Origin of the sequence: Kitasatospora sp. NPDC090091, assembly GCF_044747365.1 — a bacterium.
Classification (GTDB): domain Bacteria; phylum Actinomycetota; class Actinomycetes; order Streptomycetales; family Streptomycetaceae; genus Kitasatospora.
On sequence record NZ_JBIVDY010000010.1, the window covers coordinates 53351 to 69687 of the forward strand.

The following is a 16337-nucleotide window of genomic DNA, read 5'->3' on the forward strand; positions in this document are numbered from 1 at the left end:
CCCTGCGCGCGCTGATGATCGCTCCTCACCACGACAGAGGCGGTACTCATGGCACAGGAACCCCGGATCGACGTCGCCCTCACCCTCCTGGGGCGCGAGACCGAGCCCACCGAGGCCGAGCAGGCCGAGCTGGCCGCGTCGCTGAAGCCCGAGGTCTGGTTCGCGGCCGCCCCGCAGCGCATCGACGTCGGCGAGTCGCGCCCGGCCGACTTCACCTGGGACCTGGTCGGCGACCCCTACAAGGGCGAGATCCCCACCGGCCGGGCGGCGGTCTACCTCGCCAACCCGAGGCTCGGCCTCCGCCGCCCGTTCCTCTTCGCGGACGGCTTCAACTACGGCGCCAGCGACCTCCCCGGCCTCTTCGCCTACTTCAACACCCCCTACCAGCCGGGCACGCCGGGCTTCTTCGACCAGCTGCTCGCCCACGGCATCGACGTCGTCCTGATCGGCTTCGAGAAGCGCCACACGCACATCCAGGCCAACGCCGGCGTCGCGATCAGTGCCATCAAGCGCGCGATCGACGAGCGCCTGGGCGACGCCCCGCTCACCGTCGGCGGCGTGAGCATGGGCGGCATCATCACCCGCTACGCGCTCGCCAAGCTGGAGAACGAGGGCGTCGACCACCAGACCGCCACCTACCTCTCCTACGACTCCCCGCACAACGGCGCATGGATCCCGCTGGTCCTCCAGCAGATGGCCTACTTCTTCGAGGACTTCACCCCGGCCGCCCCCGGTCAGCCCAAGCAGGCCGAGCTGATCCGCAGTGCGGCCGCCCAGCAGCTGCTCTGGGCCTGGGTGGAGGACTCCAAGTACTCCGGCCCGGTCGCCACCTCCAGCCCGCTGCGCCAGGAGTTCCTGGCGGACCTCGCGCGGATCGGCAACTTCCCGCAGCGCCCGCGCAAGCTCGGCGTCTCCAACGGCCGCCGGGACGGCACCGGCCTGCCGCTGCCCGCCGGCGAGGTGGCCTTCGACTGGCAGGCGCTGATCGCCAGCGCCACCGCCCGCTTCCAGCCGGAGCGCGGCGAGGCGCAGAAGATCGGCGGCATGCACCTCGGCCTGGCGGTGCGGCGCAGCACCACCACCGAGGTCCCGGCGCTGGACGGCGCGCCCGGCGGCACCCTGGACTCCTTCGGCAAGGTCGCGGACGCACTGAAGGCGAAGATCTCCGACGAGTACCGCAGCGGGACCTTCGTGCCGTCCGTCAGTGCGGCCGCGCTCGCCTTCGACCCGGTCCGGTGGAACGTCAACCCGACCCTCTCCATCACCGACGCCGACCTCGCCGCGGGCCACCTCGACGACGTCGCCTTCGACGTCGACAACACCGAGCACAGCCACGTCTCCGCCACCCTGGTCGAGTGGATCCTGGAGCGCGTCACCCGCTGACGTCGCACGTTCCGCGGGGGTGCCGGGAAACCTGGTGCGGAGCACCCCCGCGGATGGGCTAAGCTTTAGCCCATCACCAGATGCGCGGGTGGCGGAATAGGCAGACGCGCTGGATTCAGGTTCCAGTGCCCGAAAGGGCGTGGGGGTTCAACTCCCCCCTCGCGCACCATGGTGAAGGGCCCCTTACGGTTTCGTGAGGGGCCCTTCACGTTTCTCCGCGGCATGCAGCCCGCGGCCCGGCCCCCGGCTCCACGGTGGAATTCACTCAGGACAGCCGCCGATCCGTCGCAGCGGCCGGTGCGGCCACGTGTCGCACGCCTCGGCGGGGCCTTGGGCAGTGCCGGGCCCCGCTTCGCTGTGACGGGGGTGAGGACCGGCCGTCAGGGCCGGCTTGCGTCGGCGGAGTGCCCGGCGGGCCGGTCGGTGCCCACGCGCGGCCTCGGCCGGGGCCGGGGGCGGGCCCGGCCGGCAGCCAGTGGCGCCAGCGCGAAGCCGATTCCGGCGGCGAGGAGGTGACCGACCGTCGTGAAGTCCGGCAGCGGCCCGCTCCAGTCGGCGCCGCCGAGCGGCCAGCCGAGCACGAAGGCCGCCCAGGGCAGCCGGGCGCGGCGCGGCAGCAGGGCCGTGGCGGCCCCCATGACGGCCTGGGCGCCGTAGCTGACGCCGAAGTCCGAGGCCTGACGCACGCTCTCCGGGTACCAGCCCTGCCCGAGCGCGGCCGTGATGACCAGGGCGGTGAGCAGCGTCGCCCCGATGTGACCGGCGAGGAACGCCCCGAACGCCCGCGCGGTGCCCAGCCGGTACTCCAGCCAGGCCAGGCAGGCGGCGACGCCGATGCCCAGGGTGATGAACGTGCTCACGAAGCTGGACGAACCGAGGTCGGTCAGGGTGCCGTCGAAGAACAGGGCGCTGCCGAACAGGGCGGAGAGCGGGTGGTCGGTGAGGTTGTCCAGGTTGGTGCTGACGTGGTGCAGCAGGACGGCCGAGTTGTCGGCCGGCAGCACGGACTCGACCCAGACGTGGGTGAGCAGCAGCAGGCACACATAGGCGAAGGTCAGCGGCGATCGCCTCGGGTAGGCCCGGACGGCGAGCGGGAGGCGGCCCATGGCTTCGGTTCCGTTCTCTTGCGGGCGGGGCATCGGCCCCGGGGAGGTCGTCCCCGGGGCCGGTGCCCCGCCCCTTGTGCGGGGGAGGGCTGGGAGGCTGCGTGTTCCGGTGCTCAGCCGGCCTCGGCGGCCAGCGCCTCGGCCCGGTCGGTGCGGCCGGGCCGGTCGGCGAGGTCGGCCGGGCCGGCCTGGTCGGTGCGGTGGGTCCGGTCGGCCGGGGTGGGGGTCAGGCCGGCGACCAGGTCGGCGATCACGTCCAGCGCACGATAGGCCTCCAGTTCGGTACGCAGCTCCTCGGCACGCCGACGGTACCCGGGGTCGGTCAGGACCCGCTCGACCGCGGCCGCCACGGCCTCGGCGGACGGCCGTCCGGTGCGCAGGTTGACCCCGGTGCCGGTCCACTCCACCCGGGCGGCGACCTCCGGCTTGTCCTCGCTCTCGCCGGCGACCACCAGCGGCACGCCGTGCCCGAGCGCGGTGTGCACGCCACCGTAGCCGCCGTTGCTGACCAGCACGTCCGCGTGCGGCAACAGCGCGTCGAACGGAACGTACCCGGCCGCTCGGACGTTGGCGGGCAGCCGGGACACCTCGGCGGCCAGCAGCCGCTCCCCGTCCCGGCGGCCGGTGGCCGCGATGACCAGCAGGTCCGGGCGCTCGCCCAGCGCGCGCACCGACGGTGCCAGCAGCGCCGTCACATCCCCGTTGGCGGCGGTGCCCTGGGTCACCACGACGACCTTGCGGCCCTCCGGCCGTGCCCGGGTGAGCTCGGGCCACCACGCCGGCAGCGGTGCGCCGTCCGGTGCGGGCAGCGGCAGGGCGCCGACGAACCGCAGGTTGGCGGGCAGGTCGCCGCGCGGGTACTCGAAGCCGGGCACGGTCAGCTGCAGGAAGTGGTCGGCGGCCTCGGTGACGGCCCTGGCCCGCTCGCCGGCGGGCAGCTCCACGCCGGCGGCGGCGAAGGCGCGGCGCACGTGCGCGGTGACCGGGCGGCCCCGCTCGGCCAACTGCTCGGCGAGCGCCGCGTAGCGGGCCCGCTCGGCCTCGTCCGCCGGGGGGAGCAGGCCCGGGCCGAACGGTGCGGTGTCCCGGCTCCCCACCATGACCGGGAAGGTGCCGACGGCTACCACGACCGGGCGGTCGCCGGCCTTCCGCTCCAGGGCCAGGGCGGCCCCGCCCAGGAAGAGGCTGTCGTAGATCAGGGCGGTCGTCGGGAACTGTGCCAGCAGCTCGTGCAGGGCGGCGAGTTGGGCGGGCACCGGGTCGCCGAAGATGTGCATGGCGTCCCAGGCGGTCCGTTCCGGGCCGGGCGGGACCAGCTCCCGCTCCGGGAAGCTCACGGCGAGGTCGCGGTCGTCGAAGTCGGCCTCCGCGGGCAGTGCACGGAAGCCGAGGCCCGCCGCCGCGACCGGTTCGGCGAAGCGCGCGCCGCCCAGGAACACCACGTCGTGGCCCAGACCGGCGAGGTGGCCGGCGATCCGCAGCAGCGGCCCGGTGTGCCCGGCGGCGGGCGTGGCCGCGACGATGATCTTGGGCATGGGGGTTCCCTTCGGGGGGAGGGCGGCAGCCGGGGGAGGCGGCGCCGTCGGCAGGGGGACGACGGCGTCGGGGCCGTCGGCACCACGGTGGCCGAGCGGAATGAACATCCGATCAACGTCCGATCGCCGCGGCGGGGGCCCAAGCCGACCGGCTCCTGGGAACGGCGGTGCGCACACCATGCTGACGGATGCTCGGCGGCCGCGTCACCATGCCATCGGCGGTCGGTCCGGTGATCCGGCGATGTGCTCTACGGCAGCTCCTGCTCGGCCCAGATGGTCTTGCCGTGCCGGGTGTAGCGGCTGCCCCAGCGGTCGGTGAGCTGGGCGACCAGGTAGAGCCCGCGGCCGCCCTCGTCGGTCACCTGGGCCCGGCGCATCCGCGGCTGGGTGGCGCTGGGGTCGGACACCTCGCAGGTCAGCCGCTCGGCGTGGATCAGCCGGACCTCCACCGGCCCGCCCGCGTAGCGGATGGCGTTGGTGACCAGCTCGCTGAGCACCAGCTCGGTGGTGAAGACCAGGTCCTCCAGCCCCCAGGCGGTCAGGCACTCCGCGGTCCGCTCGCGGACGGAGGCAACGGCGGCCGGGTCGGCCTCCACCGACCAGGTGGCGGTGGACTCGGGCGGCACGGCCCGGGTGCGGGCCAGCAGCAGCGTGACGTCGTCGGCGAGCCGGTCCGCCGGGCGGCCCTCGACCAGCTCCCGGCCGAGCTCCGGCAGCGGGGCGGTGGTGGTGCCGGGCCGGGCGAGGCGGCGGCGCAGCTCGGCCATGCCCTCGTCGAGGTCGACCGCGCCGCCGCGGCCGTGGATCAGGCCGTCGGTGTAGAGCGCGAGGAGGCTGCCGGGGGCGACCTCGACCTCCACCACCTCGAACGGGAGGCCGCCGACGCCGAGCGGCGGGCCGGGGCGCACCGGCACGTACTCGACGCTGCCGTCGGGAGCGGCGACGGCGGGCGGCGGATGGCCGGCCGAGGCGACCGCCAGCCGCCGGGACACCGGGTCGTAGACGGCGAAGACGCAGGTCGCGCCGAAGGCGACGGCGCGGCGGGGAGCGGGCCACTCGTCGCCGTCGGCCGGGCCGCCGGGGGCGGCCGCCGACCCGGCGCCGGAGCGGGACGCTGCGCCGTGCCCGTCCGGGCGGTTCCCGCCGAGGTCGAGCGCGTGCCCCCACCCCTGGTCGAGGCCGCCGCCGGGCGCCTCGGGGGCGTAGGGCTCGTCCTCGTCGGCCAGCAGCCGGGAGACCAGGTCGTCGAGGTGGACGAGCAGTTCGTCCGGCTCCAGGTCGAGGTCGGCGAGCGTGCGGACGGCGGTGCGCAGCCGGCCCATGGTGGCGCTGGCCTCCAGCCCGTGGCCGACCACGTCACCGGTGACCAGGGCGACCCGGGCCGAGGAGAGCGGGATCACGTCGAACCAGTCGCCGCCGACGCCGGTGGCGGTGTCGGTCGGCAGGTAGACGCTCGCGGTGCTGACGGCAGAGGTCTCGCTCTGCGCCGGTGGCAGCAGGCTCCGCTGCAGGCCGACGGCGGCGCGGCGCTCGCGGGTGTAGCGGCGGGCGTTGTCGAGCGCCAGCGCGGCGCGGGCGGCGATCTCGCGCAGCAGGTCGTGGTCGGCCGGCCCGTACGGCGGGCGGCGCGGGCCGCGGCGGACGGTCACCCGGCCGAGCAGGGTGCCGCGGGCGCGCAGCGGCGCGGTCATCGCGGTGGTGGGGTCGTCGGCGGGGTCGTCGCCGGAGGCCGGGGCGGAGGCTTCGGCGGTGGGCGCGGCGGTGGGCGCGGCGGTTGGCGCGGTGGTGGGCGTGGCGGTGCCGGCGCCGCCCGGCGGGTCGGTGGCGTCGACCAGGACCTGCTCGGCAGCCGGCACGGCGAGGGCGTCGACGCCGGAGCCGGGGTGCTGGTCGACGGCGACGGCGGCCCGCCGGAGCAGCAGCCGGCCGTTGCGGTCCGGCGCCGGCTCGTCACCGCTGAAGACCGCCTCGGCGATCTCGACCACCGCGAGGTCGGCCAGCCCGGGCGCGAGCACCGCGGCCAGCTCCTCGGCCGTCCTGGCGACGGAGAGCGAGCTGCCGACCGCGGCGGTGGCGCGGTGCAGGACGGCGAGGCGTTCACCCGTTCGGTGGAGCTCGGTCACGTCCGTGAACAGCGCGGTGACGCCGATCGCCTTGCCGTCGGGCGCCTGCAGCCGGAACGCCGAGACGGCCATCACCGCGCCGCGGCCCGGGTCGTCGATCGTGCGGACCAGCTCCTCGGCCAGCACCAGCGGCCGGCCGGACTCCAGCACCTCGTGCAGGTGGCGCTCGACCGCGGCCGCGTCGGCGGCCTGGAGGAAGTCCCCCAGGCGGTGGCCGCCGAGGTCCGGCGGGAGGCCGGTGTAGGGGAGCAGGTGGGTGTTGGTCCTGACCAGCCGGAGTCGGTCGTCGAAGACGGCGAGGCCCACCCGGTCCTGGAGGAACAGCTCGCGGGTGAACGCCTGGTCCTGGCGCCACTGGGCGACCAGGCCGGCGGGGGCGGCGAGCACGAAGTAGCGGGGCTGCGCGGCCCCGGGGTCGCCCGTGGCGGGGGTGGGGACGGCTTCGGAGCCGGAGTCGGGGGCGGCGAGCGGGAGGACCTGGAAGACGACCCCCAGGTCGTCGCCCCCGCCGGAGCGCACCACCGCCTGGCCGGACCAGGTGCCCGGCACCCGGTCCGCCAGCAGCGCGGGCCAGGTGTCCGGGTCCGCGAGCAGTTCCCGGACCGATCGGCCGCAGACCTGGTCGGCCCGCAGGGAAAGCAGCTGCTCGGCCTCCGGCGTCCAGCGGGTGATCCGGCCGGCCGCGTCGAGCAGCGCGCCGGCCGCGCGGTCGACGTAGGGGAACCGCCGGCTGTCCATGTGCACACCTCGGATGTGTCTCGCCCGTGTCCCGCCGACCGGCCGCCCGCCGTCCGGCGGTCGTGACCGCGACCGACCCGCGACTGACCGTGCTGCCCGTGCCGGCCGTCCGCTCCCGGCCGTGCACGCCCACCCCGCCATCATCCCTCCGACGGGCGCAGCCGCCAGCGGTACGGGGCGGCGCGGGCACGGCGCGCAGTGCCGCGGGCGCGCGGAGTGGCGGTGCGGGGTGCCAGGAGTGGCTGCGCGAGGAGCGGGAGGAGTGGCTGCGCGAGGGGTTCTCGGGCCGGGGCTCTTATTGTACTCTCCGTCAATAAGCGGGGTCGGCGGGGACCTCGCAGGCCACGCACCTGGAGGCAGCCATGACCCGGACCGGTACGGCGGCACGTTTCCCCGGCCACACCGCGGCCGACGACGACGTCTCGAAGCGGCTGCTGGACTCGGCCGCGACCCTCTCCTACGACCCGGCGACCGAGATCGACTGGGAGGCCCCGCTCCCCGACGGCCACTACGGCCTCAACCCCGAGTGGAGCACGCTGTACGGCACCCGCCTCTGGGGCGAGATGTCGGAGGAGCAGCGGGTCACCCTCACCCGGCACGAGGTCTGCTCGATCATGACCACCGGGATCTGGTTCGAGATGATCCTGCAGCAGATGGTGCTGCGCGACCAGTACCTGAAGGACCCGGGCAGCGCCGAGTTCCGCTTCGCGCTCACCGAGATCGCCGACGAGTGCCGGCACTCGATCATGTTCGCCCGGGCCTGCGAGAAGATGGGCGTCCCGCAGTACAAGCCGAACCGGCTGATCGCCCAGGCCGGCCGCCTCTACAAGGCCACCGCCCGCGGCGAACTCGCCTACGGCGGCATCCTCGTGGCCGAGGAGGTGCTCGACGTCATGCAGCGCGACTGGATGCGCGGCGAGAACGTCCTGGAGATCGTCCGCGGGACGTCCCGGATCCACGTGGTCGAGGAGTCCCGGCACATGAAGTTCGCCCGCCAGGAGATCCGCGAGCGGCTGCGGGACGCGGGCCCGGCGCGGCGGAGGGCCGCGGCGACCGGCATCGCCGCCGGCGCGTTCGTGATCGTCAGCAGCATGGTCCACCCCGGCGTCTACCGGGCCGCGGGCCTGGACATCGAGCGGGCGGTCGCCGAGGTGCGCGGCAGCGAGCACCGCAGGGCGATGATGCGGACCAGCTCGCGCCACCTGATGGCGTTCCTGGCCGAGGCCGGCCTGCTCACCCGCGCCTCGACGGCGATCTACCGCCGCATCCACATGCTCTGAGCCCGCCAACTGCTCTTCGTCCGAGCCGGGCCGGGCCGCGGTGCCGGCGGCCCGGCGCCGCAGCCCGCCCCGACCGACCCTCCCCCCACGCAGCGAGGACCCCACCCCGGCCATGGCCTACGCGATCACCCAGACCTGCTGCAACGACGCCTCCTGCGTCTCCGTCTGCCCGGTCAACTGCATCCACCCGACGCCAGACGAGCCCGCGTTCGGCAGCACCGACATGCTGTACATCGACCCGGTCGCCTGCATCGACTGCGGCGCCTGCGCCGACGCCTGCCCGGTCGACGCCGTCTTCCCGGTCGACCGGCTCGCCGGCCCCGACACCGTCTTCGGCGACCTCAACCGGCAGTACTTCCAGGACCACCCCAGCGACCACGCCTGGAGCGCGCCGGCCTTCCCCCGCAGCCTGCCCGACGGCCTCGGCCCGCTGCGCGTCGCCATCGTCGGCACCGGCCCCTCCGCGAGCTACACCGCGCAGTCGCTGCTCCGCACCACCGGCGCCGACATCACGATGATCGACCGCCTGCCCGTGGCCGGCGGGCTGCTGCGCCACGGCGTGGCCCCCGACCACCAGGCCACCAAGCGGATCGCCGAGAGCTTCGCCTCCGTCTTCCACCACCCCCGGCTCACCGTCCACCTCAACGTGGAGGTCGGCCGCGACCTCAGCCACGCCGAACTGGCCGCCCACCACCACGCGGTGGTCTACGCGGTCGGGGCCGCCGCCGATCGCCGGCTCGGCCTCCCCGGTGAGGACCTGCCCGGCAGCCTGCCCGCGACCACCGTCGTCGGCTGGTACAACGCCGACCCGACCGTGCCGGCCGACGCCGTCGACCTCTCCGCCGAACGGGTCGTGGTGGTCGGCAACGGCAACGTCGCCGTGGACGTCGCCCGGATCCTGCTGCTCGACCCGGACCGGCTCGCCGCCACCGACATCGCCGACCACGCGCTGGCCGCGCTGCGCGGCAGCCGGGTCCGTGAGGTGGTGCTGCTGGCCCGCCGCGGGCCGGAGCAGGCGGCCTGGACCAGGCCGGAGTTCCTCGCGCTGCGGCAGCTGCCCGGCGTCGAGGTGGTGGTGGAGGACCACCCGGAGGTCCGGGCAGCCCTCGCCGACGCCGCCCCCGGCTCCAAGGCGGCGCTGCTGGCCGGCCTGCCGCTGGAGACGGTCGACACCGCCGCGCCGCCGCGCCCCGGGAAGCGGATCGTGCTGCGCTTCCTCGCCACGCCCACGGCCCTGGTCGGCGACGGCCGGGTGGAGGGGCTGCGGGTCGAGGACGGCCGGGGTGGCGGGGGGACCGTCGCGGCCGGCCTGGTGGTGCGGTCCATCGGCTACCGGGGCGTGCCGGTGCCCGGCCTCCCCTTCGACGAGGACACCGCGGCCGTCCCGCAGCGCGCCGGCCGGGTGGTCGACCCGGTGACCGGCGCACCGCTGCCGGGCACGTACGTGGTGGGCTGGGCCAAGCGCGGCCCTTCGGGCGGTATCGGCGCCAACCGGGCCTGCGCCCAGGAGACGGTCGATGCCTTTCTGGACGACGCGGCCGCCGGGGTGCTGCCCGTGCCGACCGGGGGCGGCAAGGAGCTCGCCCGGCTGGTCCGTAGCCGTCGGCCGGACGCCCTCGGGCTGAAGGAGCTGCGCGCGATCGACCGCACCGAGCGCGACCTCGGTCAGGCGGCCGGCCGTCCCCGGATCAAGTTCACCACCGTCCCCGCCCTCCTCGCCGCCACCCGCCGCCGCCCTCGCTGACCCACGGGGCCGCGGGGCCGCGGGGCCGCGGGGCCGCGGGGTTCACGGGCTGCCCGCGCGCAGGAAGTCGATGGGGCCGACTTCTGGTGCGGGGGTGGGTGGTGGGCGTCACGCCCGGTTGAGCGCCCGGGTCACCCCCGCCAGCGCCGCGGTGGTGAGCAGCCACCCGGCCCCGACCAGCCCGTACCCCACCCACTGGTGGTAGTCGGACCAGTACCAGGCCGTGCGCTGCCCGAAGCCGCCGATCGGGATCAGCAGATCGAGCGTGTACACCACGGGGTTGAACGGCGCGCCCTGGCCGGGCTGGGTCTGCGTCGGCTGCCCGTGGGCGAACACCGTCGCCCCGGCCGCGACCAGCACCGCCAGCCACACGGCGGCCTGCCAGGGCCGGTAGCCGTACCCCACCGTGACGTCCAGCAGCCGTCCCCACACCCGGCCGAGCGGGCTGAGCGTGCGGCGCCGCCGCCGCTGCTTGGCGAGCAGGACCCGCCGGGCGTCGTCGTCGTGCCCGATCTTCCGGTACCAGGCGGCGAGTTGCTCGTACGGCTGCGGCGCGTACCCGGGCAGCGCCTCCAGCCAGGCGATCCGCCGGGCGACCGGCTCGACCCCGCCGGGCGGGAGGTGGAGCGAGGTGTAGACGAACCCGTCGAGCCGGCTGTCGGCCGGCCAGGTGTGGCCGTTGTCCTCGACCACGCCGACCTGCGCCTCCTGGAGGTCCACCGTTCCGGCCGGCGGCTGCGCGACGGTGAGCCGCAGTTCGCCCGCGCGCAGCCGGTTCGCCTCCAGGGCGACCGGGGCGCCGCCCAGTACCGCAGCGTCGAGCGAGAGCCGGCTGCGGACCGTCGCACCGGGCAGCCGGAGCGCGCCGTCCGCGGTCAGGCCGTCCAGGACGAGGGTGGAGGCGCTCAGGTCGTCGCCGGTCAGCGCGTCGCCGCCCGGGTTCTCGATCCGGGCCCGTTCCACGAACAGTCCGCCGTTGAACTGCGCGCCCACCAGGCGCAGTCCGCCGCGGGAGACGAAGCCCTTCCGGGCGAAGCAGCCGCCCTCCATCACCAGGCCGCCGGCCCACAGCGCCCACGCGCCGTGCTCCGCCGGGCCCTCCGACAGCTCCGGCGCGGTCAGCCGGACGCCGCTGAGCCGCAGTTCGCCGGTGATGTGGGCGCGGGTGAGGGTGAGCCGGCCGTCGATCACCGAGTCCTCGAAGAAGAGGTTGCCGTCGACCCGCAGCAGCCAGCCGTCCAGCCCGGGCAGCCGGCAGCGCACCAGGCCGGTCGAGCGCATCACCGCGCCCCGGAGCAGCAGCGGCTGCTCGAAGTGGCAGCCCTCCAGGTGCAGTCCGCGGGCCACCGTCGTGTCCGCCAGGTCCAGCCGGCCGGTGATCCGCGCCCCGGCCAGCCGCAGCGCGCCGCCCCCGGCCCCGAGCAGCAACTCCCGCAGCAGCGCGGCTGGTACGGTCCGTTCCTCGCCCCACTCGCCGCCGAGCGCAGGATCGTCCGCCGCGGCGTCCCCGCTGCGCAGGTCGACCGCCGTCCCGCTCTCGACGGCCTCTCGTATCCGCTGCTCCGGCCCGCCCGACTCCGCCACGCCGCTGCCCCTCCCGCCCCTGGTCCGAACCGCAGCACCCTACCGACCGGGCCCGTTGCACGCCGAGCCCGGGAGCCCCGGCTCCGTGAAATGGGAGGCTCGGGCGCCGGTCGCCGCCACGCCGGTGCTCCCGGCGGCCAGGGGCGTGCCGGAGCCGTCCGCGGCCGCACGAGAAGTCGGCCGGTCCGACTTCTCGTGCAGCAGGGACGGCACCACCGCCGCCGCCACCAGCGGGAACGCCACCACCAGCGCGTACGCCGGGCCGTAGCCGGCCGCCCCGATCAGCGCGCCCATCGTCGGGGCGACGCAGGCCGCGACCGCGTTCTGCACGGTGGTGTGCACGCCCAGCGCCCGGCCGGCCCAGGCCGAACCCGCGTACTCGGCCACGGCCGTGAACGACAGGCCGTTGGTCGACACCGTCAGCACGCCGGCCGCCGGCAGCGCCGCCACCGCGACCGCCGAGCCGGTGAGCGCGCCGGCCGCGAGCACCGCGAGCACGCCGGCCGCGGTCAGCGCCAGCCGCCGCATCGGGCCCACCCGGCTGCCGGCCACGTCCGACCAGCGCCCGGCCGCCAGCCGCGCGCCCGCTCCGGCCACCTGCACGCAGGCCAGCAGCGGACCGGCCGCCGCGGGCGGCCACCCGCGCTCGTCCACCAGGAAGACCAGCGCGAACACCGACACCGTGAACTGCGGCACCACCAGCAGCGTCGCCGCCCCGTGCAGCCGCCACAGCACCGGCGTCCGGTACGGGCTGCCGGCCCGCCGCCCGGCACCGGCCGGCGGACGCGCCGGATCGCGGACGACCGCCGCCACCAGCAGCGCCGCCCCCAGGCTCAACCCGCCCAGCACGACCAGCGCGGTCGCCCGCCCGTGCCCGGCCAGCGGCGGCAGCAGCAGCGCCGCGACGGCGACGCCCAGCGGCAGCGAGGTCTGCCGCAGGCCCATCGCCAACCCGCGCTGCCGCGCCGGGAACCAGCCGAGGATCAGCCGCCCGCTGGAGGCGTGCGCGGACGCCCCGGCCGCGCCCGCGAGCAGGAAACAGGCCCCGAGCCCGACCGTGCTGTGCACCCGCGCCGCCCCCAGCAGCACCAGCCCGCCGAGCCCCAGCCCGGATGCCAGCACCCACCGCTCGCCCCACCGGTCCGCCGCCGCGCCCCACGGGGTGAGCGTCAGCACCAGGCCGATCGTCGGGCACGCGGCCAGCAGGCCCGCCTGCGAGAGCGACAGCCCCTCGTCCCGCAGCGCCGGGATCAGGTACGGCAGCCCGTACTGGAACGCGCACCCGGAGGTCATCGCGAACATCCCGACCGCCAGCACCAGCCAGCGCCGCCGATCGCCCTGCTCCTCGTCCATGCGGGGCAGCTCATCAGATGAACGGAGGATTCAGTAGGGCCGCCCACCTGGCGGACGGCGGCTTCGCGTTCCCGTTCCCGCCGGGTGTGCGGACCCGGCGGGAACGGAGTCGGGGGAGGAGCCGCCGCTACGCCGCCAGGCGCCGCGCCGGGTCGTACGCCTCCCGGACCCGCGCCTGGGCGCCCGGGCCGGCCCCGAGGTGGTCCAGGCCGAGCAGGGCGGCGCCCAGCACGGGCGGTGCGACGACGACGCGCGGCTCGGCCCGCGGCGCCGCCGCGGCCAGCCGGGCGGTGACGTTGTCCAGCAGCAGCGGCTGCCGGGAGGCGAGCACCCCGCCGCCCAGCACCACCGGGGTGGGCTCGTCCAGCAGGTCCAGCCGGCCGAGCGCGACGACGGCGAGCCGGACGATCTCGTCGGCCTGCCGGTCGATCAGCTCCCGGGCCACCTGGTCGCCGCCCTCGGCCACCGCGAACAGCACCCGGACGATCTCGTGCAGCCGGGCGAACGGCAGCTGTCCGAGGTGGACGGCCTCGGCGACCGCGCCGGTGCTGGGCAGCGCGAAGTGCTCGGCGATGGCCGGGGCCAGCGCGGTGGGCCCGCCGCGGCCGTCCTCGGCGCGCACGGCGTGCCACATGCTGCTGACGGCGAGGCCGCCGCCACCGCCCCAGTCGCCGGTCAGCTCGCCGAGGGCGGGGAACCGGGCGGTGCGGCCGTCGGGAAGCAGCCCGACGCAGTTGATCCCGGCGCCGCAGACGACGGCGATGCCGCGCGGGCCGTCGGTGCCGGCCCGCAGGAGCCCGAAGGTGTCGTTGGCGACGGTGGTGCTGCGCCCCCAGGGGTGGGACTCCAGGGCGGCGCGCAGCGCCTCCTCCTCGACCGGCAGGTCGGCGTTGGCCAGGCAGGCGCTGACGTGGCTGGTCAGCACGCCGCTGCGGAGGGAGAGGCCGGCGGCGGCCGCCGCCTCCTCGACCAGGGGCGCGAGGCCGGCGACGGCGGCCGCGCCGCCGATGGTCTGGGGGGCGAAGCCGCCGCCCCGGGCGGAGCCGTGGACGGTGCCGTCGGCGCCGATCAGGGCGACGTCGGTCTTGGAGTTGCCCGCGTCGATGGCGAGGACGCCGGGCAGGAGTGGTTCGGGCTGGTGGGTCATGAGGTCCCCGCGGCTCGTCAGTGGCCCGGCCGTGGTCCCCGGCCGGGGGTGGTGGATCTCCTCGCGGCCCGGCCCGCGGGGCCCTCCGCGCACGGGCGGACGGGGCGCGCGGGCCGGGTGCGGCGGGCCGGTCAGGCCCAGGCGAGGTGCTCGCGGTTGTGGGCGAGCAGCCGGTCCGTCAGCTGGTCGGCGAGGTCGATCTGGCCGACCAGCGGGTGGGCGAGGAGGGCGTCGAAGACGCGGTCGCGGCCGCCGTGCAGGGCGGCGTCGAGGGCGAGGTGCTCGTAGGCGGTGACGGCCGCGATCAGGCCGGCGTACAGCGGCTCGACGGGCCGCTGCGGCAGCGGGCGCACGCCCGCCGCGTCGACCTCGGCCGGCACCTCGATGACGGCGTCGTCGGGCAGGAACGGCAGCACGCCCTCGTTGCGGGCGTTCACCACCTGCACCGACGTCCCGCCGCCGGTCCCCAGCAGGGCGGCGATCAGCTGCACCGCGGCCTCGGAGTAGAACGCCCCGCCGCGCTTGCCCAGCAGCTCGGGCTTGGTGTCCAGGGTGGGGTCGGCGTACAGCTCCAGCAGCTGCCGCTCGATCGCGGCGACCTCGGCGGCCCGGGAGCCCTTGGCCCGCAACTCCGCCACCACGGCGTCGTGCTGGTAGAAGTAGCGCAGGTAGTAGGAGGGGACGACGCCGAGGCGCTCGATCACCCGCTGCGGCAGCAGCAGTTCCTCGGCGATCTCCTTGCCGAAGCCGCCGAGCAGTTCGGGCAGCACCTCCCGGCCGGTGGCCGCACCGGGGGCGTCGAGCAGGGTGACGCCGCGCTCCCAGGTGAGGTGGTTGAGGCCGACGTGGTCGAGGCGGATCAGCTCCGGGTCGACGCCCAGGTGTGCGGCGAACCGCCGCTGGAAGCCGATGGCGACGTTGCAGAGGCCGACGGCCCGGTGCCCGGCGTTCTGCAGCGCGCGGGTGACGATGCCGACGGGGTTGGTGAAGTCGACGATCCAGGCGTCCGGGTTGGCGCGGCGGACCTTCTCGGCGATGTCCAGTACCACCGGGACGGTGCGCAGAGCCTTGGCGAGGCCGCCGGCCCCGGTGGTCTCCTGGCCGACGCAGCCGCACTCCAGCGGCCAGGTCTCGTCCTGGTTGCGGGCCGCCTGGCCGCCGACGCGCAGCTGCAGCAGCACCGCGTCGGCGTCGGCGACACCGGCCCCGACGTCGGTGGTGGTCGTGACGGTGGCGCCGTGGCCCTGCCTGGCGAAGATCCGCCGGGCGAGGCCGCCGATCAGCTCCAGCCGGTCGGCGGCCGGGTCGACGAGCACCAGCTCGCCGATCGGCAGGGTGTCCCGCAGCCGGGCGAAGCCGTCGATCAGCTCCGGGGTGTACGTCGAACCTCCGCCGACGATGGCCAGCTTGAGTGAGGACATCAGCCCTTGACCCCTGTCAGTGTCACGCCTTCGATGAAGGCTCTCTGGGCGAAGAAGAAGAGGACGATCACCGGCGCCATCACCAGCAGCGTGGCGGCCATGGTGAGGTTCCAGTTGGTGTGGTGGGCGCCCTTGAACGACTCCAGGCCGTAGGAGAGGGTCCAGGCACCGGGGTTGTTGCTGGCGTAGATCTGCGGGCCGAAGTAGTCGTTCCAGCAGTAGAAGAACTGGAACAGCGCGACGGCGGCGACGGCCGGCTTCGCCATCGGCAGGACCACCCGGAGCAGGGTGCGCAGGTCGCCGCATCCGTCGATCCGGGCGGCCTCGATGTACTCCTTGGGGATGGTCAGCAGGAACTGGCGCAGCAGGAAGATCGAGAAGGCGTCGCCGAAGGCCATCGGGACGATCAGCGGCCAGAGCGAGCCGCCGAGGCCGAGCTGCTTCGCCCAGAACAGGTACATCGGGATGACGGTGACCTGCGGCGGCAGCATCATCATCGCGATGACCGCCATCAGGGCGAGGTTGCGGCCGCGGAAGCGGAACTTGGCGAGCGCGTAGGCGACCGGCAGGCTGGAGACGATGGTCAGCAGGGTGCCGAGGCCCGCGTAGAGCAGGGTGTTGCGCCACCAGGTGAGGAAGCCGGGCGTCTCCCAGACCTTGGCGAAGTTGCCCCACTGCCACGAGGTGGGCCAGTAGTCGGTGGTGAGCGCCTGGCTGTCCGTCATCACCGCGGTGAGGAAGGCGAAGACGAACGGCAGCAGGAAGAACAGGGCGGCGGCGATGGCCAGCGCGTGGACGGCCACCCAGTTGAGGATCGTGCGCCGGCGGGCGGCGCGGGCGGCGGCGGTGGGCACGCGGCGGGCGGGCCCCTTCGCGGGCGCCTCGGCGGCGAGGGTCGGGCTGAGAGTCATGATCGGGTCCTC

The 16337-nt window shown here is 75.6% G+C and carries 11 protein-coding genes and 1 tRNA gene; 4 read left to right on the plus strand and 8 right to left on the minus strand.

Annotation, left to right across the window (positions count from 1 at the left end; translation table 11 throughout):
• Nucleotides 1–48 precede the first annotated feature (48 nt).
• Nucleotides 49–1383 carry a hypothetical protein gene (locus ACIPSC_RS18835; RefSeq protein ID WP_400826911.1) on the plus strand — a complete coding sequence of 445 codons (1335 nt, stop codon included), beginning with the start codon at nt 49–51 and terminating at the stop codon, nt 1381–1383.
• An 82-nt stretch (nt 1384–1465) separates the two neighbouring features.
• A tRNA-Leu gene (locus ACIPSC_RS18840) sits at nt 1466–1552 on the plus strand.
• A 211-nt stretch (nt 1553–1763) separates the two neighbouring features.
• Here the strand turns inward: ACIPSC_RS18840 and ACIPSC_RS18845 are convergent.
• The 3 genes from ACIPSC_RS18845 to ACIPSC_RS18855 form a co-directional block, all read right to left on the minus strand.
• Entirely contained in the window at nt 1764–2489 is a 726-nt protein-coding gene (locus tag ACIPSC_RS18845; protein ID WP_400826912.1) for a rhomboid-like protein, read from the minus strand.
• A 113-nt stretch (nt 2490–2602) separates the two neighbouring features.
• Nucleotides 2603–4024 (minus strand): glycosyltransferase, encoded by a 1422-nt coding sequence (locus tag ACIPSC_RS18850; protein WP_400826913.1) that lies wholly within the window; start codon nt 4022–4024, stop codon nt 2603–2605.
• A 248-nt stretch (nt 4025–4272) separates the two neighbouring features.
• On the minus strand, nt 4273–6885 hold the full coding sequence (locus tag ACIPSC_RS18855; protein ID WP_400826915.1) for a SpoIIE family protein phosphatase: 2613 nt from the start codon (nt 6883–6885) through the stop codon (nt 4273–4275).
• Between the two features lie 362 nt (nt 6886–7247).
• Here ACIPSC_RS18855 and ACIPSC_RS18860 point away from each other — a divergent pair, with 362 nt between their 5' ends.
• Complete coding sequence (locus ACIPSC_RS18860) at nt 7248–8165, plus strand: diiron oxygenase (RefSeq protein WP_400826916.1); 918 nt, start codon at nt 7248–7250, stop codon at nt 8163–8165.
• Between the two features lie 112 nt (nt 8166–8277).
• Complete coding sequence (locus tag ACIPSC_RS18865; RefSeq protein ID WP_400826917.1) at nt 8278–9909, plus strand: FAD-dependent oxidoreductase; 1632 nt, start codon at nt 8278–8280, stop codon at nt 9907–9909.
• 108 nt (nt 9910–10017) lie between these two features.
• Here ACIPSC_RS18865 and ACIPSC_RS18870 read toward each other — a convergent pair whose 3' ends face one another.
• The 5 genes from ACIPSC_RS18870 to ACIPSC_RS18890 all read right to left on the minus strand — a co-directional run bounded on the left by ACIPSC_RS18870 (nt 10018) and on the right by ACIPSC_RS18890 (nt 16325).
• Nucleotides 10018–11493: an oxidoreductase gene (locus ACIPSC_RS18870; RefSeq protein ID WP_400826918.1), complete on the minus strand. Its 1476-nt coding sequence runs from the start codon at nt 11491–11493 to the stop codon at nt 10018–10020.
• Nucleotides 11494–11532: 39 nt separating this feature from the next.
• Complete coding sequence (locus ACIPSC_RS18875; protein WP_400826919.1) at nt 11533–12846, minus strand: MFS transporter; 1314 nt, start codon at nt 12844–12846, stop codon at nt 11533–11535.
• Between the two features lie 127 nt (nt 12847–12973).
• Entirely contained in the window at nt 12974–13993 is a 1020-nt protein-coding gene (locus tag ACIPSC_RS18880) for an N-acetylglucosamine kinase (protein ID WP_400826920.1), read from the minus strand.
• A 131-nt stretch (nt 13994–14124) separates the two neighbouring features.
• On the minus strand, nt 14125–15414 hold the full coding sequence (locus ACIPSC_RS18885; protein WP_400826921.1) for a 6-phospho-beta-glucosidase: 1290 nt from the start codon (nt 15412–15414) through the stop codon (nt 14125–14127).
• A complete protein-coding gene (locus ACIPSC_RS18890) occupies nt 15414–16325 on the minus strand; it encodes a carbohydrate ABC transporter permease (RefSeq protein WP_400826922.1) in 912 nt (303 codons plus the stop codon). The genes ACIPSC_RS18885 and ACIPSC_RS18890 overlap by 1 nt, the downstream gene beginning before the upstream one ends.
• Nucleotides 16326–16337: the final 12 nt, after the last annotated feature.